Source organism: Comamonas aquatica, assembly GCF_018064205.1.
Lineage (GTDB): Bacteria > Pseudomonadota > Gammaproteobacteria > Burkholderiales > Burkholderiaceae_C > Comamonas > Comamonas aquatica.
On record NZ_CP072916.1, the window covers coordinates 3,564,308 to 3,590,367 of the forward strand.

At 67.8% G+C, this 26,060-nt stretch carries 23 protein-coding genes; 14 read left to right on the forward strand and 9 right to left on the reverse strand.

Annotated features, from left to right (window positions below):
• Positions 1-39 precede the first annotated feature (39 nt).
• The 3 genes from KAQ61_RS16725 to KAQ61_RS16735 all read right to left on the reverse strand — a co-directional run bounded on the left by KAQ61_RS16725 (position 40) and on the right by KAQ61_RS16735 (position 2,937).
• Positions 40-1,074 (reverse strand): sensor domain-containing diguanylate cyclase, encoded by a 1,035-nt coding sequence (locus tag KAQ61_RS16725; RefSeq protein ID WP_210929883.1) that lies wholly within the window; start codon positions 1,072-1,074, stop codon positions 40-42.
• Between the two features lie 313 nt (positions 1,075-1,387).
• Positions 1,388-2,632 carry an acetyl-CoA C-acyltransferase family protein gene (locus KAQ61_RS16730; protein ID WP_338026726.1) on the reverse strand — a complete coding sequence of 415 codons (1,245 nt, stop codon included), beginning with the start codon at positions 2,630-2,632 and terminating at the stop codon, positions 1,388-1,390.
• 110 nt (positions 2,633-2,742) lie between these two features.
• Positions 2,743-2,937 carry a heavy-metal-associated domain-containing protein gene (locus KAQ61_RS16735; protein ID WP_210929885.1) on the reverse strand — a complete coding sequence of 65 codons (195 nt, stop codon included), beginning with the start codon at positions 2,935-2,937 and terminating at the stop codon, positions 2,743-2,745.
• A gap of 276 nt (positions 2,938-3,213) precedes the next feature.
• On the opposite strand from KAQ61_RS16735, the gene KAQ61_RS16740 reads away from it, so the two are divergent.
• The 7 genes from KAQ61_RS16740 to KAQ61_RS16770 all read left to right on the forward strand — a co-directional run bounded on the left by KAQ61_RS16740 (position 3,214) and on the right by KAQ61_RS16770 (position 11,372).
• The gene (locus tag KAQ61_RS16740; RefSeq protein WP_210929886.1) at positions 3,214-4,887 is read left to right on the forward strand and encodes a methyl-accepting chemotaxis protein; all 1,674 of its coding nucleotides are present in this window, start codon (positions 3,214-3,216) and stop codon (positions 4,885-4,887) included.
• A 326-nt stretch (positions 4,888-5,213) separates the two neighbouring features.
• A complete protein-coding gene (gene mnmG, locus KAQ61_RS16745; protein WP_210929887.1) occupies positions 5,214-7,178 on the forward strand; it encodes a tRNA uridine-5-carboxymethylaminomethyl(34) synthesis enzyme MnmG in 1,965 nt (654 codons plus the stop codon).
• Positions 7,175-7,846, forward strand: a complete 672-nt coding sequence (rsmG, locus tag KAQ61_RS16750; RefSeq protein WP_210929888.1) for a 16S rRNA (guanine(527)-N(7))-methyltransferase RsmG — start codon at positions 7,175-7,177, stop codon at positions 7,844-7,846. The genes mnmG and rsmG overlap by 4 nt, the downstream gene beginning before the upstream one ends.
• A gap of 196 nt (positions 7,847-8,042) precedes the next feature.
• Positions 8,043-8,813 carry a ParA family protein gene (locus tag KAQ61_RS16755; protein WP_210929889.1) on the forward strand — a complete coding sequence of 257 codons (771 nt, stop codon included), beginning with the start codon at positions 8,043-8,045 and terminating at the stop codon, positions 8,811-8,813.
• A 61-nt stretch (positions 8,814-8,874) separates the two neighbouring features.
• Positions 8,875-9,435: an RBBP9/YdeN family alpha/beta hydrolase gene (locus KAQ61_RS16760; protein ID WP_210929890.1), complete on the forward strand. Its 561-nt coding sequence runs from the start codon at positions 8,875-8,877 to the stop codon at positions 9,433-9,435.
• A 9-nt stretch (positions 9,436-9,444) separates the two neighbouring features.
• Positions 9,445-10,359, forward strand: a complete 915-nt coding sequence (locus tag KAQ61_RS16765; protein ID WP_210929891.1) for a ParB/RepB/Spo0J family partition protein — start codon at positions 9,445-9,447, stop codon at positions 10,357-10,359.
• Positions 10,360-10,505: 146 nt separating this feature from the next.
• Positions 10,506-11,372 carry a class I SAM-dependent methyltransferase gene (locus KAQ61_RS16770; RefSeq protein ID WP_210929892.1) on the forward strand — a complete coding sequence of 289 codons (867 nt, stop codon included), beginning with the start codon at positions 10,506-10,508 and terminating at the stop codon, positions 11,370-11,372.
• A gap of 60 nt (positions 11,373-11,432) precedes the next feature.
• Here KAQ61_RS16770 and KAQ61_RS16775 read toward each other — a convergent pair whose 3' ends face one another.
• On the reverse strand, positions 11,433-12,335 hold the full coding sequence (locus KAQ61_RS16775; protein ID WP_154164146.1) for a helix-turn-helix domain-containing protein: 903 nt from the start codon (positions 12,333-12,335) through the stop codon (positions 11,433-11,435).
• 72 nt (positions 12,336-12,407) lie between these two features.
• On the opposite strand from KAQ61_RS16775, the gene KAQ61_RS16780 reads away from it, so the two are divergent.
• Positions 12,408-13,679 (forward strand): MFS transporter, encoded by a 1,272-nt coding sequence (locus tag KAQ61_RS16780; protein ID WP_420839343.1) that lies wholly within the window; start codon positions 12,408-12,410, stop codon positions 13,677-13,679.
• Between the two features lie 244 nt (positions 13,680-13,923).
• Here the strand turns inward: KAQ61_RS16780 and KAQ61_RS16785 are convergent, their stop codons facing one another.
• Both KAQ61_RS16785 and KAQ61_RS16790 read right to left on the reverse strand, forming a co-directional pair.
• Positions 13,924-15,336, reverse strand: a complete 1,413-nt coding sequence (locus tag KAQ61_RS16785; protein WP_154164144.1) for an FAD-binding oxidoreductase — start codon at positions 15,334-15,336, stop codon at positions 13,924-13,926.
• 129 nt (positions 15,337-15,465) lie between these two features.
• Positions 15,466-15,807 carry an EF-hand domain-containing protein gene (locus KAQ61_RS16790; RefSeq protein ID WP_042412043.1) on the reverse strand — a complete coding sequence of 114 codons (342 nt, stop codon included), beginning with the start codon at positions 15,805-15,807 and terminating at the stop codon, positions 15,466-15,468.
• Between the two features lie 163 nt (positions 15,808-15,970).
• Here KAQ61_RS16790 and KAQ61_RS16795 point away from each other — a divergent pair, with 163 nt between their 5' ends.
• On the forward strand, positions 15,971-16,543 hold the full coding sequence (locus KAQ61_RS16795) for a cob(I)yrinic acid a,c-diamide adenosyltransferase (protein ID WP_210929894.1): 573 nt from the start codon (positions 15,971-15,973) through the stop codon (positions 16,541-16,543).
• Positions 16,544-16,713: 170 nt separating this feature from the next.
• On the forward strand, positions 16,714-17,613 hold the full coding sequence (locus tag KAQ61_RS16800) for a LysR substrate-binding domain-containing protein (RefSeq protein ID WP_045265754.1): 900 nt from the start codon (positions 16,714-16,716) through the stop codon (positions 17,611-17,613).
• 133 nt (positions 17,614-17,746) lie between these two features.
• Here KAQ61_RS16800 and KAQ61_RS16805 read toward each other — a convergent pair whose 3' ends face one another.
• The gene (locus tag KAQ61_RS16805; protein ID WP_210929895.1) at positions 17,747-18,967 is read right to left on the reverse strand and encodes a D-amino acid dehydrogenase; all 1,221 of its coding nucleotides are present in this window, start codon (positions 18,965-18,967) and stop codon (positions 17,747-17,749) included.
• A gap of 299 nt (positions 18,968-19,266) precedes the next feature.
• Here KAQ61_RS16805 and KAQ61_RS16810 point away from each other — a divergent pair, with 299 nt between their 5' ends.
• Positions 19,267-20,148, forward strand: a complete 882-nt coding sequence (locus KAQ61_RS16810) for an amino acid ABC transporter substrate-binding protein (RefSeq protein WP_210929896.1) — start codon at positions 19,267-19,269, stop codon at positions 20,146-20,148.
• A gap of 2 nt (positions 20,149-20,150) precedes the next feature.
• Complete coding sequence (locus tag KAQ61_RS16815) at positions 20,151-20,921, forward strand: aspartate/glutamate racemase family protein (protein ID WP_210929897.1); 771 nt, start codon at positions 20,151-20,153, stop codon at positions 20,919-20,921.
• A gap of 70 nt (positions 20,922-20,991) precedes the next feature.
• Here KAQ61_RS16815 and KAQ61_RS16820 read toward each other — a convergent pair whose 3' ends face one another.
• Positions 20,992-21,417, reverse strand: coding sequence for a hotdog fold thioesterase (locus KAQ61_RS16820; RefSeq protein WP_043378714.1), 426 nt, complete (start codon positions 21,415-21,417; stop codon positions 20,992-20,994).
• 98 nt (positions 21,418-21,515) lie between these two features.
• Entirely contained in the window at positions 21,516-22,073 is a 558-nt protein-coding gene (locus KAQ61_RS16825) for an acyloxyacyl hydrolase (protein WP_210929898.1), read from the reverse strand.
• A 206-nt stretch (positions 22,074-22,279) separates the two neighbouring features.
• On the opposite strand from KAQ61_RS16825, the gene recQ reads away from it, so the two are divergent.
• Together recQ and KAQ61_RS16835 are read left to right on the forward strand one after the other, a co-directional pair.
• Complete coding sequence (gene recQ / locus KAQ61_RS16830; protein ID WP_210929899.1) at positions 22,280-24,145, forward strand: DNA helicase RecQ; 1,866 nt, start codon at positions 22,280-22,282, stop codon at positions 24,143-24,145.
• Positions 24,146-24,234: 89 nt separating this feature from the next.
• Positions 24,235-25,905, forward strand: a complete 1,671-nt coding sequence (locus KAQ61_RS16835) for an acyl-CoA dehydrogenase family protein (protein WP_210929900.1) — start codon at positions 24,235-24,237, stop codon at positions 25,903-25,905.
• The last annotated feature ends 155 nt before the right edge of the window (positions 25,906-26,060 follow it).

Genomic DNA, 26,060 nt, shown 5'->3' on the forward strand with positions numbered 1-26,060 from the left:
GCCCCAGGTCTGGCTGGCCGCAGCGGGGGCTGGGGGCGTTCAGTGCAGGGCGCTGCCGGGGCGCCCACCCCGGGGGTGGCGCAACTGCTTGTCGTGGTACATGGCGTGGTCGGCCTGCTGCAGTGCCTGGTCGACGCTGAAGTCGCCGGACACCGGTACCACGCCCACGCTGGCGCCAGGGTAGTGCAGGTTGCCCCCCTGGGGCAGCACCAGGTCGCAGACCGAGGCGGCGCGCAGCCGCTGCTCCAGCCCCTGCTGCGCCACGGCCACCTCGCGCGCCGTGCCGTCGACCGGCGTGACCACCACAAACTCATCCCCGCCCATGCGGGCCACCATGTCGCCCGCACGCAGGCTGTGGTGCAGCTGCTGTGCCAGGGTGCGCAGCAACAGGTCGCCCGCCGCATGGCCGTGGCGGTCGTTCACGGCCTTGAAGCCGTCCAGGTCGATGAAGGCCACCAGCACGCTGCTGTGCGTGCGCTGGGCGCGCGCCAGCAGGCGCTGCAGCTCCTCGCGCAGTGCGGCGCGGTTGGGCAGCTGGGTCAGTGGGTCGGTGAACGCCTGGTGGGCCAGCTGGGCGTTGTGGGCCTGCAGGCGTTGCAGCAGCTGTTCGCGCTCCACATGCTGGGCGATCAGCTTGGCAAACAGCTGCAGCACGCTTTCGGTGTCCGGCGGCAGCAGGGCGGTCTGGGCGCTGGCGGCGCACAAGGTGCCGTACAGCTGGCCGTCCGACATGCGCACGGGCGCGCTGACATAGGTCTGGATCCCCAGTGCCCGTGCCGCCTGCGAGTCGCCCCAGCATGCGGCCACATCCGTGGTGCACATGCGCCCCTCGCTCAGTGCGCGCCGGCACAGCGTGTCCTGCCACGGCACGGACAGGCCTTCGGGGATCTGCATCTGCCGCGTGTTGCGGGCGTAGAGCACGTGCTGCAAGTCCTGCTCCAGATCGATGCGGGTGAGGTAGGTGGACTCCAGCTGGGTGACCTGCTCCAGCATTTCCAGCAGCGGGCGGACCAATTCTTCCTGGCTCTGGGCCTGGTGCAAGGAATGGGAGAGGCGAGTCAGCAGGGGATCCATGGCAAACAACCGTCAGCGTGCCGCAGGGGCGTGGGGAAGGGACATCGGAACCGCCAAGCATAGTGGCTGTGGCGCGCTGTCTGGACCATGCTTTCCGCCGTACTGGCAGGGTTTTCGCGTGGGGGCGGGGGCAGTTTTCAGAAACAGGAGCTGCTTGCGCAGACTGGGTGCGGGCCAGCGCCTGAAAAGATGTGGAATGATGCAACCCCGCGCCGGCAGCCCGGATGTGCCGGTCCCGGGGCCGCAGGTCCGTCCGGCACATCCGGGCGGTGTGCGGCCGGCAGGTGCACCTGCCGGAGCGGGGTGGCGGCGCTTAGACGCGCTCGAAGATGGCGGCAATCCCCTGGCCGCCGCCGATGCACATGGTCACCAGGGCATAGCGGCCGCCGGTGCGCTGCAGCTCATAGATGGCCTTGGTGGTGATGATGGCACCGGTGGCGCCCACGGGGTGGCCCAGGGAGATGCCCGAGCCGTTGGGGTTGACCTTGGCGGGGTCCAGGCCCAGCTCCTGGGTGACGGCGCAGGCCTGGGCGGCAAAGGCCTCGTTGGCCTCGATCACGTCCATGTCCTGGACCTTCAGGCCGGTGCGTGCCAGCACCTTCTGGGTGGCCGGCACGGGGCCGATGCCCATGTAGGCCGGATCGACCCCAGCGTGGGCATAGCCCACCAGGCGGGCCAGGGGCTGGACCCCCAGGGCGGCCAGGCGGTCGCCGGCCACCAGGGTGACGGCCGCGGCGCCGTCGTTGATGCCCGAGGCATTGCCGGCGGTGACGCTGCCGCCTTCCTTCTTGAACGCCGGCTTCATGCCGGCCAGCACCTCCAGCGTGGTGCTGGCGCGCACGTGTTCGTCGGTGTCGAACAGCACCGTGCCTTTGCGCGTGGCAATTTCCACGGGCACGATCTGTTCCTGGAAGCGCCCGGCTGCGATGGCGGCCGCGGCGCGCTGCTGGCTGGTGAGGGCCAGGGCGTCCTGCATCTCGCGGCTGATCTTGTAGCGCTCGGCCACGTTTTCGGCCGTGATGCCCATGTGCATCTTCTGCCAGGGATCGTGCAGGATGCCCAGCATGTAGTCGATGCTCTTGGCATCGCCCATGCGTGCGCCCCAGCGCGCGGCCTGGTCAAAGTAGGGGCCACGGCTCATAGATTCGGAACCACCGCCGATGGCCACGTCGCAATCCCCCAGTGCGATGGCCTGGGCCGCCGAGACGATGGCCTGCAGGCCGGAGCCGCACAGGCGGTTGACGTTGAAGGCCGGGGTCTCGATCGGGCAGCCCGCGTCGATGGCGGCCACGCGCGACAGGTAGGCGTCCTTGGTGTCGGTGGGAATCACATTGCCCATCACCACATGGCCGACGGCGGCGGGGTCCAGGCCGGAACGTGCGATGGCCGCCTTGACGGCGGTGGTCGCCAGCTGGGTGTTGGCAACGTCTTTCAGGCTGCCGCCAAAAGTGCCAATCGCGGTGCGGGCGGCGCTGACGACAAAAATCTCGCGGGTGCTCATGCGGTGTCTCCAAGAATTGTTTCGAACATGGCTGGAAAGATTGTGCAACTGCAACATGAACTCGCCAAGCCTGCCCGCCCGATTGGACCGACACCGCCGCGACGGCACAACGGGCGGCTGTCTCGTGCGGTACACCGCACACGGCACGCCGCCCTTGCGCTGGGCGATCAGGCGACGGTGTAGCCTTCTTCCCGGATGGCCTGGGCCAGGGCCTCGCGCGTGCCGCTGCTGTGCACCACGACCCGGCCCGTGGCCAACTCCACAGTGGTGGTGGCCTGGGCATCGATCTGGGCGACGGCCTGCTTCACGGCGCGTTCGCAGTGGCCGCATGTCATGCCTTGGACTTGGAAAACGTGTTCCATGGGGGCTCCTTCAGTGGATGGGGAAAAGCACGACTGTAGCGCTGCGGCCCGCCTGTTCCACGTGGAACACGGTGAGGACACATGCATGCCGTAGAGTGTTTCTGGAAGTAACCATAAGACGGGGTTTTCTTTAGCCTTTGTTGTCAGTCTTGTCTGGCAAACTCTGCCCGTGGTTCTTGCGCGCCTGCATGCTTCGGTCTGCATGCCGGAGATGGTTGGGACAGGGCATCTGGCGCTGTGCTGGGTGATGTCAAGCGATAGAGAGGAAATCAGATCATGGGTCTGTTTGCACTGATGCGAATGTTCACCATCCGGGTGCGCATGCTCGGCGCCATTGCGGTGGTGCTGGTGTTGTTGGGCCTGTTGGGCGGTGCCGGTATGTTCGGCATGTTCCGCATTTACGACCTCAACCAGAGTTTTCTGAACGGTCCTTTCCAGCAGGCGGGCCTGGTGGCCAAGCTGCAGGGCAGCCTGACCCAGGTGCGCAACCTGGAAAAGGAAATGATCATCCAGTATGAGCAGCCCGAACAGCTGAAGAAGACGCACGCCGAATGGACGACCAGCCTGCAGGCGGTGCAGGCTGCGGGTGCGGCCCTGGCCCAGGTGGCCCCGGCCCAGGATGGCGCCGTGGTGCAGCAATTGCTCAAGCACCTGGAGCAGTACCAGACCCTGTTTGCGCCGGTGGCCCGCCAGCTGCTGGACAACGGCTATGACAGCGCCACCGTGGCGCAGCGCGTGGGCCGCCGTGCCGGCGCCGAATTTGTCGAGGCCGAGAAGCAGCTGCAGACCCTGGAGCAGCTGCTGCAGGCCCAGGCCCAGGCCGCCGAGGCCCGCGGCAGCCAGGTGGCGTCGCAGACCCAGTGGCTGTTTGTGCTGGCGCTGGTGATCACCACCTTGGTGGTGGCGCCGCTGACCCTGCTGAACATGGTGTCGATCTGCCGTCCGCTGACCGATGCCAAGCGCCTGGCCGATGCCATCGCCAAGGGCAATCTGACGGAGCAGCTCGACGTGGTGGGCAAAGACGAAGTGTCCGACCTGCAGAATGCGCTGAAGTCCATGCAGGACAACCTGAACCGCATGGTGGGCCGCGTGCGCGACGCCAGCGGCAACATCGCGACCGCCAGCCAGGAAATTGCCGTCGGCAACGGCGACCTGTCGGCCCGCACCGAACAGACCGCCAGCAATCTGCAGCAGACCGTGGCGTCGCTGATGCAGCTGACGGCGACGGTGCAGCAGACCGCCTCGTCGGCGCAGATGGCCAACCAGCTGGCGGCGTCGGCCTCGCAAACCGCGGCACAAGGCGGCTCGGTGGTGTCGCAGGCCGTCGAGAGCATGCACGAGATCTCGAGCTCCAGCCGCAAGATCGGCGACATCATCGGTCTGATCGATTCGATCGCCTTCCAGACCAACATCCTGGCGCTGAACGCCGCGGTCGAAGCCGCGCGCGCCGGCGAGCAAGGCCGTGGCTTTGCCGTGGTGGCCGGCGAAGTGCGCCTGCTGGCGCGCCGCAGCGCCGAAGCGGCCAGCGACATCAAGCGACTGATCCAGAGCAGCGTGAATGCCGTCGATGGCGGCGTGCGCCACGTGGAGTCAGCCGGCAAGACCATGCAGGAAATCATGGGCAGCATCCAGCGGGTTGGCGACATCATCGGTGAGATCACCGCTGCGGCCAACGAGCAGTCCACCGGTATCTCGCAGGTCAACCAGGCCGTGGGTGACATCGACCAGATGACCCAGCAGAATGCGGCGCTGGTCGAGCAGTCGACCGCGGCCGCCGAGTCGCTCAAGGAACAGACCCACCAGCTGTCGGACGTGGTCAGCCAGTTCATCCTGAGCAACCAGTCCCCAGCGCTGTCTGCTGCGACACGCCCCTACAGCCTGCCACGCGACGGCGGCGCCGTGCCTGTGGCATCCACCGCGCAGCGCGCCGAGGCGCCGCTGCTGGGCTGAGTGCGGCCACCCTTCGGGGTGGTCTCCGGCGAAAAGGCTTCCCGCAGGAAGCCTTTTTTCATGGCCGGGCGAGAGTGGTATGCCACCGGGGCAAGGCGGTGTTGGATGGGGCTTGCCAGGTCGCGCAGGCCGGACCAAGACCATGGCCCCGTCCTTGCGGCGGATGGTGAAAGTCCTGCTCGCTCAATGGGTCAAAGACATCCCTGGGAAAGGGTGGGAAAATCAAGGGTTTGCCCATGCCTCACTCCCGACCGCGTGGGCCGCAGCCGTGGAATGCCCCCGGCTGCCACAGGTGGATGAACACGCCACTGCGATGGAGCTTGAACATGCTGTACCCCCAAGAATTTGATGTGATCGTCGTCGGCGGCGGTCATGCTGGCACCGAAGCGGCGCTGGCGGCTGCCCGCATGGGCTGCCAAACATTGCTGTTGACCCACAACATTGAGACCCTGGGCCAGATGTCGTGCAACCCGTCCATCGGTGGCATTGGCAAGGGCCACCTGGTCAAGGAAGTGGATGCCCTGGGCGGCGCCATGGCCTTGGCCACCGACATGGGCGGGATCCAGTTCCGCATCCTGAACAGCTCCAAGGGCCCGGCCGTGCGGGCCACGCGTGCCCAGGCGGACCGCATCCTGTACAAGGCCGCGATCCGCGAGATGCTGGAGAACCAGCCCAACCTGTGGCTGTTCCAGCAGGCCGTGGACGACCTGATGGTGGAGGGCGACCGCGTGGTGGGCGCCGTCACCCAGGTGGGCATCCAGTTCAAATCCAAGACTGTGGTGCTGACCGCAGGCACCTTCCTGGACGGCAAGATCCACGTGGGCCTGGACAACTACGCCGCGGGCCGCGCCGGCGATCCCCCGGCCGTGACGCTGTCGGCACGCCTGAAGGAGCTGAAGCTGCCCCAGGGCCGTTTGAAGACCGGCACACCACCACGCATCGATGGGCGCAGCATCGACTTCAGTCAGTGCACCGAGCAGCCCGGCGACGGCATGCCCGGCGGTGTGAACGAAGGCCATGTGCCGGTGTTCAGCTTCCGCGGTCATTCCGACATGCACCCGCGCCAGATGCCTTGCTGGATCACGCACACCAACGAGCGCACGCACGAGATCATCCGCAGCGGCTTTGACCGCAGCCCCATGTTCACCGGCAAGATCGAGGGCGTGGGCCCACGCTACTGCCCCAGCGTGGAAGACAAGATCAACCGCTTTGCCGACAAGGACAGCCACCAGATCTTCCTGGAGCCCGAAGGGCTGACGACCCACGAGTTCTATCCCAACGGCATTTCCACCAGCCTGCCCTTCGACATCCAGTACGCCCTGGTGCGTTCGATGAAGGGCCTGGAGAACGCCCACATCCTGCGCCCCGGCTACGCCATCGAGTACGACTACTTCGACCCCCGGGCGCTGAAGTCCAGCTTCGAGACCCGCCAGATCCAGGGCCTGTTCTTTGCCGGCCAGATCAATGGCACGACGGGTTACGAGGAAGCTGCCGCCCAGGGCCTGTTCGCCGGCATCAATGCCGGGCTGCAGGCGCGTGGCCAGGACGCCTGGACCCCACGCCGCGACGAGGCCTACCTGGGCGTGCTGGTGGACGACCTGATCACCAAGGGCGTGACCGAGCCCTACCGAATGTTTACCAGCCGGGCCGAGTTCCGTCTGCAGCTGCGTGAAGACAATGCCGACATGCGCCTGACCGAAATTGGTCGTCAGCTGGGTGTGGTCGGGGATGCGCAATGGGACATGTTCAACCGCAAGCGCGACGCTGTTTCACGTGAAACAGAACGTCTGAAGGCCACCTGGGTGAACCCGCGCAGCCTGCCGGCGGTGGAAGCCGAGCGCGTGCTGGGCAAGAACATCGAGCGCGAGTACAACCTGTTCGACCTGCTGCGCCGCCCCGGCGTGGAGTACGGCACCCTGGTGTCCATGGACGATGGCAAGTACCAGTCGGAAGCGGTTTCACGTGAAACACTGGGCGAGCTGCACGAGGCTGTGCTGGAACAGGTAGAGATTGCCGCCAAGTATTCCGGCTACATCGATCGCCAGAAGGACGAGGTGGAGCGTGCTGCGCACTACGAAACCCTGAAGCTGCCGGCCGAGCTGGATTACATGCAGGTCAGTGCCCTGTCGATCGAGGTGCGTCAGAAGCTGCAGAAGCACCGCCCCGAAACTCTGGGCCAGGCTTCGCGCATTTCCGGGGTGACACCGGCCGCCATCTCGCTGCTGATGATTCACCTGAAGAAGGGCGGCTTCAAGGAGTTCACGACCGCGGCTGCCAAGGAGTCCGCATGAGTGTTGATCTGCGCAAGCAGCTGGAACAGGGCGCCCAGGCGCTGCAACTGAATCTGTCCACGGCCCAGGTGGACCAGCTGATGGCTTTTCTGGACCTGCTGCAGAAGTGGAACAAGGTCTACAACCTGACGGCCGTGCGCGACCCGCAGGAGATGATGACCCACCACCTGCTGGACAGCCTGGCCGCTGTACCGGCACTGCGGCGCCATGTGCAGTCGCTGGGCAAGGCCGCAGGCGAGCGCACGGCCCAGCTGGACGTGGGCTCGGGCGGGGGATTGCCCGGTGTGGTGTTTGCCGTGTGCTGCCCCGAGGTGGACATCCACTGCGTGGACACCGTGGCCAAGAAGGCCGCCTTCCTGCAGCAGGCCGCCGTGGCACTGAAGCTGCCCAATCTGCGCGGCATCCATGCACGTGTGGAATCGTTGTCCGGCCCGTATGACATCGTCAGTTGCCGCGCCTTTGCCTCGCTGGTGGATTTCACCACCTGGTCGCGTGCCGCGATGGCGCCGCACGCGGTCTGGCTGGCCATGAAGGGCAAGCACCCGCAGGACGAAATCGACGCACTGGGTGCCGGCGTGCAGGTGTTTCACGTGGAACGATTGACCGTCCCCGGCCTGGATGCCGAGCGTTGTATTGTGTGGATGAAGCCGGTGGCCGACACACTTTGACAGTGCATGCGGCGTGCAGCTCGCATAAACTCGGGTTTTCAATACCGGGTGCCTGCAGGACGGCAACGCATCGCGCACCGGCTGTATTGAAAGGCCTCAGCCTCCGCGCTGGGCCTTTTTCCCTTGTGCGGCCTGTGTGTGCGGCCCGCCTTGTGTGTTCTCCGGGTGCCCGGTTACTTTCCATCAGCAATCTCTCATGGCCAAAATTTTCTGTATTGCCAACCAAAAGGGTGGCGTCGGCAAAACCACTACCGCAGTGAATCTGGCGGCGGGTCTGGCCAAGATTGGTCAGCGTGTCCTGCTGGTGGACCTGGACCCCCAAGGCAATGCCACCATGGGCTCCGGCATCGACAAGCGGGCCATGGAGCAGAGCGTGTACGACGTGCTGCTGGAGTCGTCGTCGATCCAGGAAGCGGCCGTGCTGTCGGAAAAGTGCGGCTACCACGTGCTGGGCGCGAACCGCGAACTCAGCGGTGCCGAGATCGAGCTGGTGGCGCTGGAGCGCCGCAACGAGCGCTTGAAGGCGGCCCTGGAGGCGGTGCAGTCCGACTTCGACTTTGTGTTGATCGACTGCCCGCCCAGTCTGTCCATGCTGACGCTCAACGGCCTGTGCTCGGCCCACGGCGTGATCGTGCCCATGCAGTGCGAGTACTTTGCGCTGGAAGGGCTGACCGACCTGGTCAACACCATCAAGCAGGTGCATGCCAACATGAACAAGCACCTGCAGATCATCGGGCTGCTGCGCGTCATGTTCGACCCGCGCACCACGCTGCAGCAGCAGGTCAGCGACCAGCTCAAGTCCCACTTCGGCGACAAGGTGTTCGACACCGTCATCCCGCGCAATGTGCGGCTGGCAGAAGCCCCCAGCTACGGCGTGCCGGGCGTGGTGTTCGACCCCGCGGCCAAGGGCAGCAAGGCCTTCATCGAGTTTGCCGAAGAGATGGTCCAGCGCATCCAGAAGATGTGAGGGGCGTTGGGGTTTTAAGCCAAAAAGGCCTCCAGCCCCGATGCAGCCAGCGCTGACAGCTATGAATCAAGAAGTCATGACCCCCTCCGCCCGCGTCTTGCTGCTGCCCGGCTGGCAGAACTCGGACGCGCTGCATTGGCAAAGCCAGTGGGAAGCCCTGTACGGCTACGAACGCCTGCAGCAGCACGACTGGCAGCGCCCGCTGCGCGGCGACTGGTCGGCGCGCCTGCAGGAGACGGTGGTGGACAGTGTCCAGCCTGTGGTGCTGGTGGCGCACAGCCTGGGCTGTGTGCTGACCGCCTGGTGGGCCGCCCATTCGCCGCTGGCCCGCACGCGGGTGCTGGGCGCGCTGCTGGTGGCCCCGGCCGATACCGAGGCCGAGCCGGTGGCGGCACAGCTGCCCGGCTGGCAGCCCGTGGCCCAGGCCCGGCTGCCGTTTCCCAGCATCGTGGCCGCCAGCCAAGACGACCCGTATTGCCGCTGGGACCGCAGCCAGCATTTCGCCCAGGCCTGGGGGGCGGAGCTGGTCGATCTCGGGCCTGCGGGCCACATCAACACCGCCAGCGGCCTGGGCCGCTGGGATGCCGGGCATGCGCTGCTGCGCCGCCTGATCAAGGAATAAGGAACAAGCATGGCAACCAAGAAACCCAAGGGCCTGGGGCGTGGTCTGGAAGCATTGCTCGGCCCCACCGTGGACGACACCCCGGCCGCCGGCAGCGGCAGCGACCTACCCAGCAGCCTGCCGGTGACCGAGCTGGTGGCGGGCCAGTACCAGCCGCGCACGCGCATGGACGAAGGCGCGCTGTACGAGCTGGCCGAAAGCATCAAGGCCCAGGGCATCATGCAGCCCATCCTGGTGCGCAAGCTGGCCCAGGGGGCACACGCTGGCAAGTACGAAATCATCGCTGGCGAGCGCCGTTTCCGCGCTTCCAAGCTGGCGGGCCTGGACAGCGTGCCGGTGCTGGTGCGCGATGTGCCCGACGAAGCCGCCGCCGCCATGGCGCTGATCGAAAACATCCAGCGCGAAGACCTGAACCCGCTGGAAGAAGCCCAGGGCCTGGCGCGCCTGGTCCAGGAGTTCCACTACACGCACGAACAGGCGGCGCAGTCCGTGGGGCGCTCGCGCTCGGCCGCGTCCAACCTGCTGCGCCTGCTGAACCTGGCCGAGCCGGTGCAGACCATGCTCATGGCCGGCGACATCGACATGGGCCATGCGCGCGCGCTGCTGGCCCTGGACAAGGCCGAACAGATCACCACCGCCAACCAGATCACGGCGCGCAAGCTGTCCGTGCGCGAGGCGGAATCCCTGGTCAAGAAGGTCGCCGAGGCCGACGACGGCACGGCGGCCAAGGCCCGCAAGCCCGCCAAGTCGCGCGACGTGCAGCGGGTGGAGGAAGAGCTGTCCGACCTGCTGATGGCCCAGGTCGAGGTGCGCGTGAAAAAGCGCGTCAAGCGCCACGGCAAGGTCCAGGACATGGGCGAAGTCTCCATCCAGTTCGGTTCGCTGGACGAGCTCAATGGCCTGATCGAACGCCTGCGTGGCTAAGCGGACGCGCAGCCGCTCACCCCCCCAAGGCCTTCGCACGAAGGCCTTTTTTCTTTGTAGGGGCCGGGTGGCTGCGTCCCAGGCCTGCACGCATTTCAGCGCATGGGAGGGCCCTGCGGGGATCCGGTTTCGGGCACCATCGGGGGATGACATTCTTGAATCGGCTGATCTGGCCCCTGCCGGCCTTGTTAGTGTGGGCCCTGGCATGGCTCTGTTTTGGCGTACTCCAGTCCTGGGCCCCCTGGTGGGGGGCGCTGGGTGCGGCCTTGCTGGTCGGGCTGGCCGGCAGTTGGCTGGGGGCCACCTGGTGGCGGCGGCTGATGATGGCCCTGGGCTTTCCGCTGTCGTGGCTGGTGGTGTCGGCTGGGGCCGTGCCTGCCTGGCTGTGGCTGCTGCCACTGGCCGTGATGCTGCTGGTCTATCCCCTGAATGCCTGGCGCGATGCGCCGGTGTTCCCGACGCCGACCGGCGCGCTGGATGGCCTGTCGGACCGCATTACGCTGCCCGAGGGCGCGCGCGTGCTGGATGCCGGCAGCGGCCTGGGCGATGGCCTGATGGCCTTGCACCGTGCCTGGCCGCAGGCCCGGGTGCATGGCGTGGAATGGAGCTGGCCGCTGCGCTGGGCCAGCGCCTTGCGCTGCCCCTGGGCCACGGTGCGGCGCGGGGACCTGTGGCAGGTCGATTGGGGCGATTACGCCCTGGTCTACCTGTTCCAGCGGCCCGAGAGCATGAGCCGCGCCGCGGTCAAATCGCTGGGCGAGATGCCTGCCGGCAGCTGGCTGGTCAGCCTGAACTTCCCCATCCCTGATGCGACGCCGGTCCACGTGGCCGCGCTGGCGGATGGCCGCGAGGTCTATGCCTACCAGGCGCCGCTGGCCGAGGTGGACCATGCCAGCGTCGAGGACGACGAGGTGGCCGGCATGCTGCCGCTGCGCACCCCGGGCATCCAGGTCAATGGGCAGAACCTGTATCCGCGCAAGGGCCGCCCGGGCGGGCGTCGGCGCTCGCACTGAGCACGTCCATCCACGAGCAGGGGAACGCACCAATGCTGCAGCCGCGATCGCTGCGTAGCCTCAGGGTGCACCCAGGCCCTGGCCCAGGAAGGCGGCAGCGGTCATGCCCACGGTGCGCCGCACCAGCGCGCTGAAGGCGCTGGGGGTGTAGCCGAGCTCGGCGGCGATCTGGGCAATCGACCAGTGCCGCGCCGCCAGGGCCACGGCCTGGGCCAGCACCACCTGCTGGCGCCACTGGGTGAAGGTGCAGCCCAGCTCGCTGCGGAACAGGCGTGCCACGGTGCGCAGGCTGGCCCCGGTGTCCAGCACCCAGTCCTCCAGGCGTTCGTGCCGCGTCGGGTCCTGCAGCACGGCCTCGCACAGGTTCTTCAGGCGCTTGTCCTGGGGCAGCAGCACCCCCAGGTGCATGATGCGGGCGCGGCGCAGTTCCTCGCAGATCAGGGCGCTGAGGTGGTGCTCGCGCGCCACGACGGCGGGCGACAGCGGGGCGGCCTCGTCGCTGCCGGTGTCCATTTCCACCACCAGGGCGCGCAGCAGGGGGCTGGCTTCCAGCACGCGGCACTGCTGCCAGTCCGGCGCCGCCATCCAGCGCGCCTGCGGGCCGCCGCCATGCGCTTCGGGCAGGAAGTACAGGGTGTACAGGCGCGCGGTCTCCACCATGGTCACGGCGTGTTCCACTCCGGGCGGCACCCACACGGCGCGGTGTGGGGGCACGATGTAGGTGGCGTCGGCCAGCGACAGGCGGATCACGCCGCCGGTGGAAATGGCCAGCTGCGCCCAGGCGTGGGCGTGCGGCATGATCAGCGTGTCGCGGTCCAGCTCGCGCATCTTGGAGCGCACGGGGCGCTGCGCATGCGGCTGGTAGAGCACCGGGTCCAGCAGCGGAATCTGCGCCAGCGTGCGCGCGTGGCGGTGGGGGTTCACCCCGGCGGCGGCCGGTGGCAGCACAAAGTGGGCAGACATGGTGCGTGGTTGGCAGTTTTGCGATAGCTTTTGGCCGACTATCGCATACCTGCCGCGCTCCTGCTGCCTAAGATGCGACGCATGACTGCTTCCGAGATTGCAACAGCTGCCCCCGAGCGCCGCGATGCGCGCACCATTGGCCTGGTGGGCCTGGCCCATGGTTCCTCGCACTTCTTCCACCTGCTGCTGCCGCCGCTGTTCCCCTGGCTGATCGCCGACTTCAACACCAGCTACTCGCAGCTGGGCGCCATGGTGTCGCTGTTCTTCGTGGTCTCGGGCGTGGGGCAGATGCTGTCCGGCTTCCTGGTCGACAAGGTGGGTGCGCAGCGCGTGCTGCTGGCGGCGCTGAGCAGCTTTGTCGTGGCCGGCCTGATGGCGGCAGCCGCGCAGAACTACACCATGCTGCTGGCGGCCTCGTTCTTTGCCGGCCTGGGCAATGCGCCCTTCCACCCGGTGGACTTCACCATCCTCAACAAGCGCGTCACGGCAAACAACATCGGTCATGCGTTCTCGGTGCATGGCATCTCCGGCAACATCGGCTGGGCCATGGCCCCGGTGTTCATGATGGGCATCACCACCTGGACCGGGTCGTGGCGCATCGCCTGCGTCTGTGGCGCGCTGTTTGCCACCAGCGTGCTGGTCACCATGTGGTGCAACCGCCGCTGGCTGGACGACCGGGCCTTTGATACCGCCGCGGGCCATGCCAAGGCCCACGCGGCGGCGGCGGCCTCGGGCGAAAGCCCGTTCGCCTACCTGAAGCTGCCCGCCGTGTGGATGTGCTTCGCCTTCTTCTTCTTCAGCACCGTGGCGCTCAGCGCCATCCAGAACTTCGCCAGCACCATCCTGCACCTGATGTACGAGCTGCCGCTGACGCAGACCGCCCTGGTGGTCACGGGCTTCATGCTGTGCGGTGCCGTGGGCATGGTCGGCGGCGGCTTTCTGGCGCAGCGCACGCAGCGGCTGGAAAAGATCATTGCCACCTTCCTGTTGCTGGCGGCGGCCTGCCTGGCCCTGGTGGCCACGGGCTGGCTGCCGGGCACGCTGGCCCTGGTGGTGGCCTCGGTGGCGGGCTTTGGCCACGGCCTGGCCGGCCCCTCGCGCGACATGCTGATCAAGCGCGCCACGCCGGCCGGGGCCACGGGCCGTGTCTATGGCACGGTGTATTCGGGCCTGGACACGGGCTTTGCCGTGGCGGCGCCGATGTTTGGCTGGATGATGGACCACCAGTTGCACAGCCAGGTGTTCTTTGGCGCCTCGCTGGCACTGGCCATCAGCGTCCTGGCCGCCAGTGCGGTGGGCGTGCAGCTGCACCACAAGCGCATGGCGGCGCAGGCGGTCGCCTGAGCACCATTGCTTCACCCCACCAATACAAAAGGCCGCAACCGCGGCCTTTTTTTGTAGCGGTTAGCGCTTGTCCCTGCTGGATTTCAAAAAGAAAACACCTTGAAATCCAGTGATGACCAGCGCGAGCCGCTTTGATTTTTGGAGCGGATCACGCCACCCGCGGTACGTCGTTGCCTTGCCGTACCGGGTGTGCGGTCTGCGGTTGCACGCTGGGCCTCGACCGCCAAGCGGCGGTGGGCTGCGCTTACAGCGCAAAGATCTTGCCGGGGTTCAGGATCTGCTTGGGGTCCAGGGCCAGCTTGATGGCGCGCATCATGGCGATGGCGCCGTCGCCGCATTCCTCGCGCAGGAAGTCCTGCTTGTGGATGCCGATGCCGTGCTCGCCGGTGCAGGTGCCTTCCATGGCGATGGCGCGGCGCACCAGGCGGTGGTTCAGGTCTTCGGCGCGGGCGCGCTCGTCGGCGCTGTCGGGGTCGATCAGGTAGCCGAAGTGGAAGTTGCCGTCACCCACGTGGCCGACCAAAAAGTAAGGAATGCCGCTGGCGTTGACTTCATCAATCGACTCGAGCAAACAGTCCGCCAAACGGCTGATCGGCACGCAGGTGTCGGTGGTGATGGAGCGGCAGCCGGGGCGGCTCTGGATGCCGGCAAAGTAGGCGTTGTGGCGCGCGGTAAACAGGCGCGTGCGCTCCTCGGGCGTGTCGGCCCATTCAAAGCCCTGGGCGTTGAATTCGGCCGCAATGTCCTGCACCAGCTCGGCCTGTTCCTTCACGCCGTTGGGGCTTCCGTGGAACTCCATCAGCAGCATCGGTTCCTCGCGCAGCGTGAGGTGGCTGTGCTTGTTGACCATGGCCACGGTGGCGCCGTCCACCAGCTCCACGCGGGCAATCGGCACGCCCATCTGGATGGTCTGGATCACGGTGTGCACGGCGTCGGCCAGCGTGGGGAAGGAGCACACGGCGGCACTCACCGCTTCAGGCAGCGGGAACAGGCGCAGCGTGATCTCGGTGAAGATGCCCAGCGTGCCTTCGCTGCCCACCATCAGGCGGGTCAGGTCGTAGCCGGCGGCGCTTTTCTTGGCGCGGTTACCGGTGCGGATGACCTCGCCGCTGGCGGTCACCACCTCCAGCGCCAGCACGTTCTCGCGCATGGTGCCGTAACGCACGGCATTCGTGCCGCTGGCGCGCGTGGCGGTCATGCCGCCGATGGACGCGTCGGCCCCGGGGTCGATGGGGAAGAACAGGCCCTGGTCCTTGATGGCGTCGTTGAGCTGCTTGCGCAGGATGCCGGGCTGCACGGTGACGGTCATGTCCTCGGCGTTGACGCGCAGCACCCGGTTCATGCGGCTGACGTCGATGCTGATGCCGCCCTGCACGGCCAGCAAATGGCCTTCCAGCGAGGAGCCGGCACCGTAGGCGATCACCGGCACGGTGTACTGGTCGGCCAGCTGCACGGCATCGGCCACGTCCTGCGTGCTTTCGGCATAGACCACGGCCACGGGCGGCGGGGCCTGGATGGAGCCTTCGTCACGGCCGTGCTGTTCGCACACGGCCTGGGCGGTGGAGCACTGCTTGCCAAAGCGCGCCGCCAGGGCCTCCAGAAACGCGGGCGCAATGGCGCGGGGTTGCAGGTGGGCGGTGGCGGTGGGGGCATTCATGTGGCGGACTCCAAGACAGGGGCAAAAGAATACCACCGGCACCGCGGGCGCTGCGCCCGCCATCGGCTGGGGCCGCACTCGCCAAGCAGGGGCCCTGGGGCGGCCTGGGCGCCGGGCCGCAGGCGCCGCTCAGCGCGCAGGTTGGGTGTGCTGCAGGAACTCCTGCAGCGACAGCTGGCCGTTGCCGTCGCGGTCCCATTGGTCGAACTGCGCGGCCACGCTGGGCAGGTGCTCGGCCTCCTCGCGCGAGAGCTGGCCGTCGCGGTTGCGGTCGGCGCGCTTGAACACGGCCGTCGGGGTGATGGCCAGCGTGGCCGTGGTGGTGGTCGTGGCTGTGGTGCTGGCGGTTTTGGCGGGGGGCGTGCCCTGGTTCTGGGCCATCACGGCGGCGGTGCCGCCCAGGGTCAGACTGGCGAACAGCAGTACGCTGCGCACATCGAAAGCATGCAGTTGGCGCCGGCTGGTGGGCATGGCAAGGCTCCTGGGAAAGTTCAACAGGCTTGCATTGCACCGTGGGCGCCAGGGCATGTCCACGCTTTTTGCAGGCTGTTTCCCGGGTGAACATCTGCCTGCGCTATGTAACGCACAATCGCGGCAAGGCCCCGGCCGGGGCGTTCATGCAGGAGTTTTTCGGATGGGCAATCGCCTCACACAAATCGCCACCCGCACCGGGGATGACGGCAGCACGGGTCTGGGCGACAACACCCGGGTGTCCAAGCACAGCGGACGCCCGCATGCCATGGGCGATGTAGACGAGCTCAATTCCCACATCGGCCTGTTGCTGTGCGAGCCGCTGCCTGACGACGTGCGCGCGCTGCTGGTCGAGGTGCAGCACCAGCTGTTCAACCTGGGCGGCGAGCTGTCCATGCCCGGCTACGAGCTGCTCAAGGACGACGCGCTGCTGCACCTGGACACGGCCCTGGCGCACTACAACGCGCAGCTGCCGCGGCTGCTGGAGTTCATCCTGCCGGCCGGCACGCGCGCCGCGTCGCAGGCCCATGTCTGCCGCACCGTGGCGCGCCGCGCCGAACGCCATGTGGTGGCCCTGCAGGAGCAGGAGGCCATGCGCGCTGCGCCGCGCCAGTACCTGAACCGCCTGTCGGACCTGCTGTTCGTGCTGGCGCGCGTGCTCAACCGCGTGGACGGCGGCGACGATGTGTACTGGAAGAGCGAGCGCCTGGCGCAGATGCAGGACGATGGCGAGTGAGCTTCGAACTGAAAAAGTGAGCTGCTGGCGCTGTCTGAGTGAGGGTTGTGAATTGAAAAAGCTTTGCAAACCAATTCTGACCATCGCCAGCTGCTCTTTTTGTTGAAGCGGTTGCGCGGTGCAGGCCGCAGATCGACAAGAATCACAGGGCCGCAACAAGGAGCCCGGGGATGCGTTTACGTCACATCGAGGTGTTCAATGCCGTCATGCAGACGGGCAGCGTCAGCGCGGCCGCGCGGCTGATCAACGTCACCCAGCCCGCCGTCAGCCGCACCCTGCAGCACGCCGAGCTGCAGCTGGGCTTCGCCCTGTTCGAGCGCGCCCGCGGGCGGCTGACGCCGACCAACGAGGCCATGGCCCTGTTCCCGCATGTCGAGAAGCTGTATGAGCAGCTCGACGAGGTGCAGCGCCTGGCCGCGGGCCTGCGCCACGGTGCCGTCACCGACCGCCTGCAGGTGCTGACGGTGTTTGCCCTCAGCCGCGAGGTGCTGCCGCATGCCGTCGCGGGTTTCCGCAAAAAATACCCCAAGGTCCAGGTCACGGTGCAGGCCTTGCACACGCCCCAGGTGGTGTCCGGCCTGCTGCTGCAGGAGGCCGATGTCGGCTTCGTCATCAGCTCCGCGGGCCAGCACGCGCTGGAGCGCGAATCCCTGGCCGAGGTGGACATGCACTGCATCGTGCCCAAGGGCCTGCTGCCGCCTTCGCGCATCAAGCCGGCGGGCATGGCGCTGCAGGACCTGGCCGACCTGCCGGTGGTGGCGCTGGATGCCCGCGACCCGCTGGGCATGCGCATCAACCAGGCCTGCCGCGAACACGGCGTGGGCCTGTCGCCGGTGGTCACAGTGCAGACCTACCACGCCGCCCTGTCGATGGCGGAATATGGGCTGGGGATTGCCATCGTGGACGGTTGCACGGCCTCGGCGGCCGATAAGCGCAAGGTGCACGTGCTGCCCCTGTTGCCGCGCATCACCGTCAGCGTGAACGCCTTGCACCTGGCGCAGCGGCCCAGCTCGGTGCTGGCCCGCGCCATGACGCAGGAGATGCGCAAGGCCCTGCGCGAGCTGCTCTAGGACCGGCCCTCAGGCCTTGTACACCGTTGCTGGGTTGGGGCGTACGGCTGGTATGCACGGCCTGCGGCTTCGCACCGCATCACCACCGTCAACCTGGGGGACTGGCGCGTGTACGCCGCTTTCCGGTCAGGCCTCAGGCCTGGGCCAGTGCGGCCACCAGGCGCTGGGCCGAGCCGAAGGACAGCGTCAGCCCCAGGGCGCCGTGGCCGGTCTGCAGCCACAGGTTGCGCGGCCCGCCGGCGGCGCGGCCGGTGATCGGCAGGCCCGTGGGCGTGGCCGGGCGCATGCCGGTCCAGGGCTGCACCGCGTCGCCGTGGCGCAACTGCGGCAGCACGGCCTGCGTGGACTGCTGCAGGCTGCGGATGCGGGCCGGGTGCACGGCGGTGTCGGTCCCCACGATCTCCACCATGCCAGCCACGCGCAGGCGATCACCCAGGCGTGCAAACACCACCTTGCGGCGCGTGTCGGTCACGCTGACGCGGGGCGCGGCCTCGGGTTGGGCCGAGGCATCCAGCGTGATGCTGTAGCCTTTGAGCGGATAGACCGGGATACGAACGCCCACGCGGCGTGCCTGGTCGGCGCTTTCCCAGCCGCTGGCCAGCACCACGTGGTCGGCCTGCAACGGCCCCTGCGCGGTGTGCACGGCGGTGATGCGGTCGTGCGTGCGCGCCAGTGACAGCACCTCGGTGTTCCAGCACAGCTGCGCGCCGCGGGCCTGCAGCACACGGGCCAGCTGCTCGCACAGCGCGCGCGCATCGACCACGCTCTCGCTGGGCGTGTGCACGGCCCCGGCGATGTGCGCGGCGTAGTGGTGCAGGGCGGGCTCGATGCGTGCGGCCTCGGCGGCGCTGACAAGGTGCTGCGCGGCCCCGCCCAGGCGGGCCTGCAGCGCCACCTGGCGCGCCGCGGCATCCAGGCTGGCCTGGGTCGGGTAGAGCACCAGCTTGCCGGGCGTGGCGTGGTCGCAGTCCAGCTGTTCGCGCGCCTGCAGCGCCTCGAAGGCGAGGCGGCTTTCAGTGGCCAGCTGCAGCAAGGCCTGGGTGCTGGCGGCCGAGGTGTGGCGGTTGCAGGCGCCCAGGAACTGCAGGCCCCAGGCCCACTGCCGCGGGTCGGCCTGCAGGCGAAAGCGCAGCGGTGAATCCGGGTCCAGCAGCAGCTTGGGCAGGCTAGCCCAGATGCCCGGGTCGGCCAGGGGCTGCACGTACGAATAGCTCAACTGCGCGCCATTGCCGCCGCTGGCGCCCATGGCCGGCTGCGCCGCACGCTCCAGCACCGTGACCTGGTAGCCCGCCTGCTGCAGGGCGTACGCCGTCGTCAAACCCACAATGCCCGCACCCACGATACACACATGCATGTCTTGTTCTCCCTGTGGTCCCGACTGTAGGGGCGGGGGCGGGAGTGCGGCCATGGCGTTTTGTTTCTGGGGTATGCGCCCAGGTTATGGGTGTGCGGCGTGCCTGCAGTGACCGGATGCCCGCAAACGGGCGGTCTGCACCGCCGCGACACACAGTTCGCCCTGTCTTGGGGAAACCCTGAGGAAAGCATAAATATCCGGCATGGGTGCACCGTCGATTGGCATCGCACAAGGCGGCAGTGCGTTCCTACACTGGCCCTGCACATTCGCAGCCACTTCCGCCACTTGAGAGGAACAGCATGAAACTTCGCTCCACATTGCTCTGCGCCAGCCTGGGTCTGGCCGCTGTTGCCGGCGCACACGCCGACACCCTGGCCAAGGTGGCACAAAGCGGCCAGATCACCATGGCCTACCGGGAATCCTCCGTGCCGTTCAGCTACCTGGACAAGGGCAAACCGGTGGGCATGGCGGTGGACATCAGCAACGCCGTGGTCGAGGCCGTCAAGAAAGCCACGGGCAAGAGCGACCTGAAGGTGAACTGGCAGGCGGTGACCTCGCAGAACCGCATTCCCCTGCTGATGAACGGCACGGTCGACCTGGAGTGCGGCTCCACCACCAACAACACCACGCGCGCCAAGGACGTGGATTTCGCGATCAACCATTTCTACACCGGCACCCGCCTGCTGGTGAAGAAGAGCGCCGGCATCAAGGACTATGCCGACCTGAAGGGCAAGACCGTGGCCGTGACCGCCGGCACCACCAACCTGCAGGTGCTGCGCAAGGCGAATGCCGAGCACAAGTGGGAGCTGGAGATGGTCACGCCCAAGGACCATGCTGACGCCTTCCTGCTGGTGCAGAACGACCGCGCGGCGGCCTTCGGCATGGATGACATCCTGCTGTTCGGCCTGATCTCCAACTCGCGCAGCCCCGCCGACTACGAGGTGGTGGGCCAGGCCCTGCAGGTGGAGCCCTATGCCTGCATGGTGCGCAAGGACGACCCCAAGTTCAAGGCGCTGGTGGATGGTGTGATCGGCAATCTGATGAAGTCCGGCCAGTTCACGCAGCTGTACGACAAGTGGTTCATGCAGCCCATCCCGCCGGTGAATGCCGCGCTGGGCCTGCCGATGTCGACGCAGCTCAAGCAGAACCTGAGCGACTTGAGCGACAAGGCGGCGTTCTGACCATGACCGCCGGGGGATGGAGCCCACCGCGCGCGGTGGGGATTCTGGGGGGCATGGGGCCGGCGGCGGGCGCTGACTTCGTGCGCCTCTTTGTGCAGGCCTGCAGCAGCCACCTGCGGGCGCAGGGCCAGGAAGTTCGCGACCAGGCGTTTCCGGAGCACTGGCTGGTGCAGATGCCGATCCCGGACCGTTCGCAGGCGCTGCTGGGCGATCCGCAGGCGCCGACGGGGCCTGCCCTGCACATGCAGCAGGGGGTGGGGCGGCTGGCCGCCCTGGGCGTGGCCAGCATCGCCATGGCCTGCAACACGGCCCATGTCTGGCATGCCCAGCTGCAGGCGCTGTTTCCGCAGCTGCACATCCTGCACATTGCGCAGGAGACCGCGCGCCACGTGCAGGCCCTGGGGGCGCGCCAGGCCATTGTGCTGGCCACGGCGGGCACCTACCAGACGGGGCTGTACGACCTGGCCCTGCGTGCCTGCGGGGTCCAGCCCCTGGTGCCCGATGCCCAGGGTGTGGCCCAGCTCATGGAGGGCATCTACCAGGGTGTGAAGAGCGGCCACATGGCCCTGGCCGAACAGCGTTTGGGCGCGGTGCTGGGGCAGATGCTGCAGCGGCACGGGGACGTGCCGGTCATCATGGGCTGCACGGAAATTCCGCTGGCCCTGCCGCAGGCCCCGCAGGCGCAGGGGCGGGCGTTGGTCGATCCCGCCTGGGTGCTGGCCCAGGCCCTGGTGCAGCGCGCCTACGCCCCCGAGACGGTTGGCGTGCATTGAGCACGGAGCACCGCTGCCGGCGGGGCCTCGGTCTGCACGGGCGCAGGTGCCCGCAGCATCGGGCCAGGCCTTAGTCCTTGGGCGGCAGGATGGCCATGGTGATGCGCGAGACGCAGTTCATCTGGCCGCGCTCGTCCACCATGTCGATCTGCCAGACCTGGGTGGTCCTGCCGATGTGCACGGGCCGCGCCGTGCCGGTCACCCAGCCACTGCGCACGGCGCGCAGGTGGTTGGCGTTGATGTCCAGGCCCACGGCCAGGTGGCCCTCGGGGCTGGCATGGAAGGCAGCGATGGAGCCCAGGGTCTCGGCCAGCACCACGCTGACGCCGCCGTGCAGCAGCCCGAAAGGCTGCTTGGTGCGGTGGTCCACCGGCACGCGGCCGACCAGGTAGTCGTCGCCGACCTCTGTGATCTCGATGCCCAGGTGGGCCACGGCGGTGTCGGCACTGCGGGCGTTGATCTCTTCCAGAATCGCGGGTTTGAGCCAGAGGGCCATGTTCACATCCTTGCAAATAGACAACGCCGCATCATGCGGCGTTGCGAAAGGCGGCGCTGTTGGCTGGGTGACAGCGCGGCGCCGTGGGCCGGCCGCGCTCAGAACGCGTGGGCGTAGCGCAGCAGCAGGAAATTGACCCCCGGGTTGGGTTCCTTGACGCCGGCGTTCGAGGCGTGCTGCAGGCGCAGCGAGAGTTCGTGCTCCTGGCGTGGGCCCCAGTTCATGCCCAGCCCGAGGTGGGAGGCAAAGTTCCAGCGCGTGGCCATGCGCTCATCGCTGGCGTAGAAGTGCTTGTGGGACACCATGAGGCCGGTGCCCACCTCAAGGAACCATGGCGACACTCCTTGCTGCCCGCGCCAGCGCAGGCTGGGGCCGGCGCCGATGACGGCCGTGTGGAAACGGTCCTGGGCCAGATCCCGCCCGGACCAGGCACCGGCATACAGGTCCCAGTGACCGCGGACCAGCCCCCCGCCAAGCGGCCAGGACCAGGATTTCCACGGCAGCGTGACGCCCAGCACCAGGGCCTGGCTGCTGTCTTCGCCAGCGCCTGCCTGCAGGTACATCGTGGGGGATGGGGGGCTGGGGGCAGTTTGTGCCAGCACGGGGAGGCCGCCCGCCAGGCATGCCAGGGCCAGCCAGTGTCGAATGTGTGTCATACAGACCTCCGCAAAGGGTGCAATCCCGATGCTCCATTGTTCGGAACAGTCCCATCACCAGGCTGTCAGTCAAGACCCCAAAGCGCACGGCGGGTGGATGAAGGTCAAAGCCAGGCGCGCCGCCGCCGGGGCGTCGTGCAGCGCACAATACGCGGTCGGCCCCTGCCTGGCCGCCGTTTTGTTTCACCGCCTGTTGGGATTGTCTAGTGTCCGCCGTTCACACTGTCTTGCACGATATCTTTGGCTATGCCGCCTTTCGCGGGCCGCAGCAGGCCATCGTGGAACATGTGACGGACGGGGGCGATGCCCTGGTGCTGATGCCCACGGGCGGCGGCAAGAGCCTGTGCTACCAGATCCCGGCCATCGTGCGCCAGCAGCAGGGCCACGGTGTGGCCATCGTGGTCTCGCCGCTGATCGCGTTGATGCACGACCAGGTCGGTGCGCTGCACGAAGCCGGGGTTGAGGCCGCCTACCTGAATTCCTCGCAGGACTACACCCAGGCCCAGGAGGTCGAGTGGCAGCTGCAGTGCGGCAAGCTGAACCTGCTGTACGTGGCCCCCGAGCGCCTGGTCACGCCGCGCTTTCTGGGCTTGCTGGACGACCTGTACGCCCAGGGCCAGCTGGGCCTGTTCGCCATCGACGAAGCGCATTGCGTGAGCCAGTGGGGCCACGATTTCCGGCCCGAATACCGCGCGCTGTCGGTGCTGCACGAACGCTATGCCGGCGTGCCGCGCATCGCGCTGACGGCCACGGCCGATGCGCTGACGCGGGCCGACATTGTCGAGCGCCTGCACCTGGAGGGTGCGCGCCAGTTTGTCAGCAGTTTTGACCGGCCCAACATCCGCTACACCATCGTCGAGAAGAAGGACGTCACGCACCAGCTGATGCGCTTCATCAAGCACGAGCACGAGGGCGAGGCCGGCGTCGTCTACTGCCAGTCGCGCCGCCGCGTGGAAGAGCTGGCGCAGACCCTGCAGGACAACGGCATCCAGTCGCTGCCCTACCATGCGGGCCTGCCATCCGAGATGCGCCAGCTGCACCAGAACCGCTTCCTGCGCGAAGAGGGCATCGTCATGGTGGCGACCATCGCCTTCGGCATGGGCATCGACAAGCCCGACGTGCGCTTTGTGGCCCACGTCGACATGCCCAAGAACATCGAGGGCTACTACCAGGAAACCGGCCGCGCCGGGCGCGATGGTCTGCCGGCCCAGGCCTGGATGGCCTATGGCATTTCGGACGTGGTCAACCAGCGCCGCATGATCGACGAGGGCGGGGCCGAAGAGGCCTTCAAGGCCGTGCTGCGCGGCAAGCTCGATGCCCTGCTGACGCTGGCCGAGGCCACGGACTGCCGCCGCGTGCGCCTGCTGCAGTACTTTGGGGAAGCGTCCGAGCCCTGCGGCAACTGCGACAACTGCCTGCACCCACCCGCCATCTGGGACGGCACGGATGCCGCGCGCAAGCTGCTGTCCACCATCTTCCGTGTGCACGAGATGAGCCAGCTGACCTTTGGCGCGGGCCACATCATGGACGTGCTGCGCGGCAAGGTGACGGACAAGGTCACGCAGTTCCTGCACGACAAGATCTCCACCTTCGGCATCGGCAAGGACTATTCCGAGCAGCAGCTGCGCGGCGTGATGCGCCAGCTGCTGGCCACGGGGGCCCTGGGCCTGCACAAGGTGACCAGCGAGAACAGCGGCCATGTCTTCGACACGCTCACGCTGACGCCGCAGTCGCGTGCCGTGCTGCGCGGCGATGTGCAGGTGCTGCTGCGCGAATCCGTGGCCGCCACGCGCAGCCGCGGCGGCAAGCGCGGGGCCACCACCAGCGCGGCGGCCATGCACCTGGGGCCGGATGCGCAGGCGCGCTTCATCAACCTCAAGGCCTGGCGCTCGGAAGTGGCCAAGGCCCACGACCTGCCGGCCTACGTCATCTTCAACGACGCCACGCTGGCCGGCATTGCCGAGCGCAACCCGCAGACGCTGGAAGCCCTGCAGGGCATCAGCGGCATCGGGGCGAAAAAGCTCGAAGCCTATGGCCAGGAAGTGCTGCGCGTGGTGGGCGCCAGCCGCTGAAGATCGCCGCCCCCCGGGGCTGGTGTTCACCCGGTGCTGCGCCGGCCTTGCAGCTTCTAGACTGGTCGCTCCACAGCGCGGGAGCGGCCATGCACCTTTGGGACACCCACGACATCCACAACCAGGTGGATGAATTGCGCGACTACCACCTGCTGCAGTCCGACCCGGCGCTGCAGGACGCCCTGCGCCGCGCCGGGGCGCAGGCCTGGTGGCCCCAGCTGGATGCCTATGCCCAGACCCTGGGCCAGCCGGCCACCTGGGCGCTGGCGGAGCAGGCCAATCGCCACGGCCCGCAGTTGCAGCGCTTCGATGCGCGCGGTCGGCTGGACGAGCGCGTGGACTTCCACCCGGCCTGGCATGGGCTGCTGGCGCTGTACCGGCAGCAGGGCCTGGTCGGCCTGCCGTTCGACACCGCGCAGCCCGGCCGCTTCAGTGCCTGGGCCGCGGGCTTTTACCTGCACGGCCAGGTGGAGCAGGGCACGCTGTGCCCGGCCACCATGACCACGGCCGCCATCCCGCTGCTGCGCCGGGAACCGGCGCTGTGGCCCCAGGTGCAGGCCGGGCTGTTCAGCCGCAGCCACGACCCGCGCGATGTGCCGCTGGCCGAGAAGACGGCGCTGTGGGTGGGCATGGGCATGACGGAAAAGCAGGGCGGCTCGGACGTGCGCGCCAACACCACCACGGCCACGCCCCTGGGCACCGGCGGGCGTGGTGGGGCCTACCGGTTGCGCGGGCACAAGTGGTTCTTCTCGGCACCGACCAGCGACGCCCACCTGGTGGTGGCGCGCGTGGCGCCGGACGACGGCATCGGCTGCTTCTGGGTGCCGCGCTGGCGGCCCGACGGCACGCGCAACGCCATCCGCATCCTGCAGCTCAAGGACAAGCTGGGCAACCGCAGCAATGCCAGCAGCGAGGTGGAATTCCAGGATGCCTGGGGCCTGCTGATCGGTGAAGTCGGGCGCGGCATTCCCACCATCCTCGAGATGGCATCCCAGACGCGGCTGAACTGCGTGCTGGGCAGTGCTGCCATGCTGCGCACGGCCACCGTGCAGGCACTGGCCTATGCGCGCCAGCGCCAGGCGTTCGGTCAGTCCCTGGCCACGCACGGGTTGATGCGCAGCGTGCTGGTCGATCTGGCGCTGGAGAGCGAGGCCGCGATGACGCTGGGCATGCGCCTGGCCCAGGCGTTTGAGCATGACGCCCAGCCGCTGGAGCGCGCGTGGAAGCGCATCCTGACGCCGGCGGCCAAGTTCTGGGTCTGCAAGCGGGCCATCCCCTGCGTGGCCGAGGCCATGGAGGTGCTGGGCGGCAACGGCTATGTGGAGACCAGCGTCATGCCGCGCCTGCTGCGTGAAGCGCCGGTGAATTCGATCTGGGAGGGGGCGGGCAACATCATGTGCCTGGACGTGCTGCGCGCCCTGGCGCGTGAGCCGGAGGCCGCCGCGCTGCTGCTGCACGACCTGCAGCAGCAGGCGGCCGGCGATGCCCCGCTGCACGCGGCCGTGCATGCGCTGGCGCAGGGGCTGCAGCGGGCCCTGCGCCAGGCGCCCGACGCGATGGAGGCCCAGGCGCGCCACTGGGTGCAGCAACTGGTGCTGGTGGCGCAGGCCTGCCTGCTGCGCCGCCATGCCCCGGCGGCGGTGGCCGATGCCTTCATCGCCACGCGCTGCGGTCCTTGCGCCAGCGGCGGGGTGCTGGGCGCTAGCCCGGTCCAGGGGCTGGACAGCGCCGCCATCCTGCAGCGCGCGCTGCCGTACTGAAAAGAATGCAGCAGCTGGCGCGCGTGCAGCCTGCCTTTCAAGCAGTTTCATGCCTGAAGTGCAGGCCATGCGCGCGCCAAATGCTCCTGAATCTGAAAAGTTTTTTGCCCGCCCCACGCCGCCATGCCGCCGGGGCTTGCGCCAGAATGTGCAGA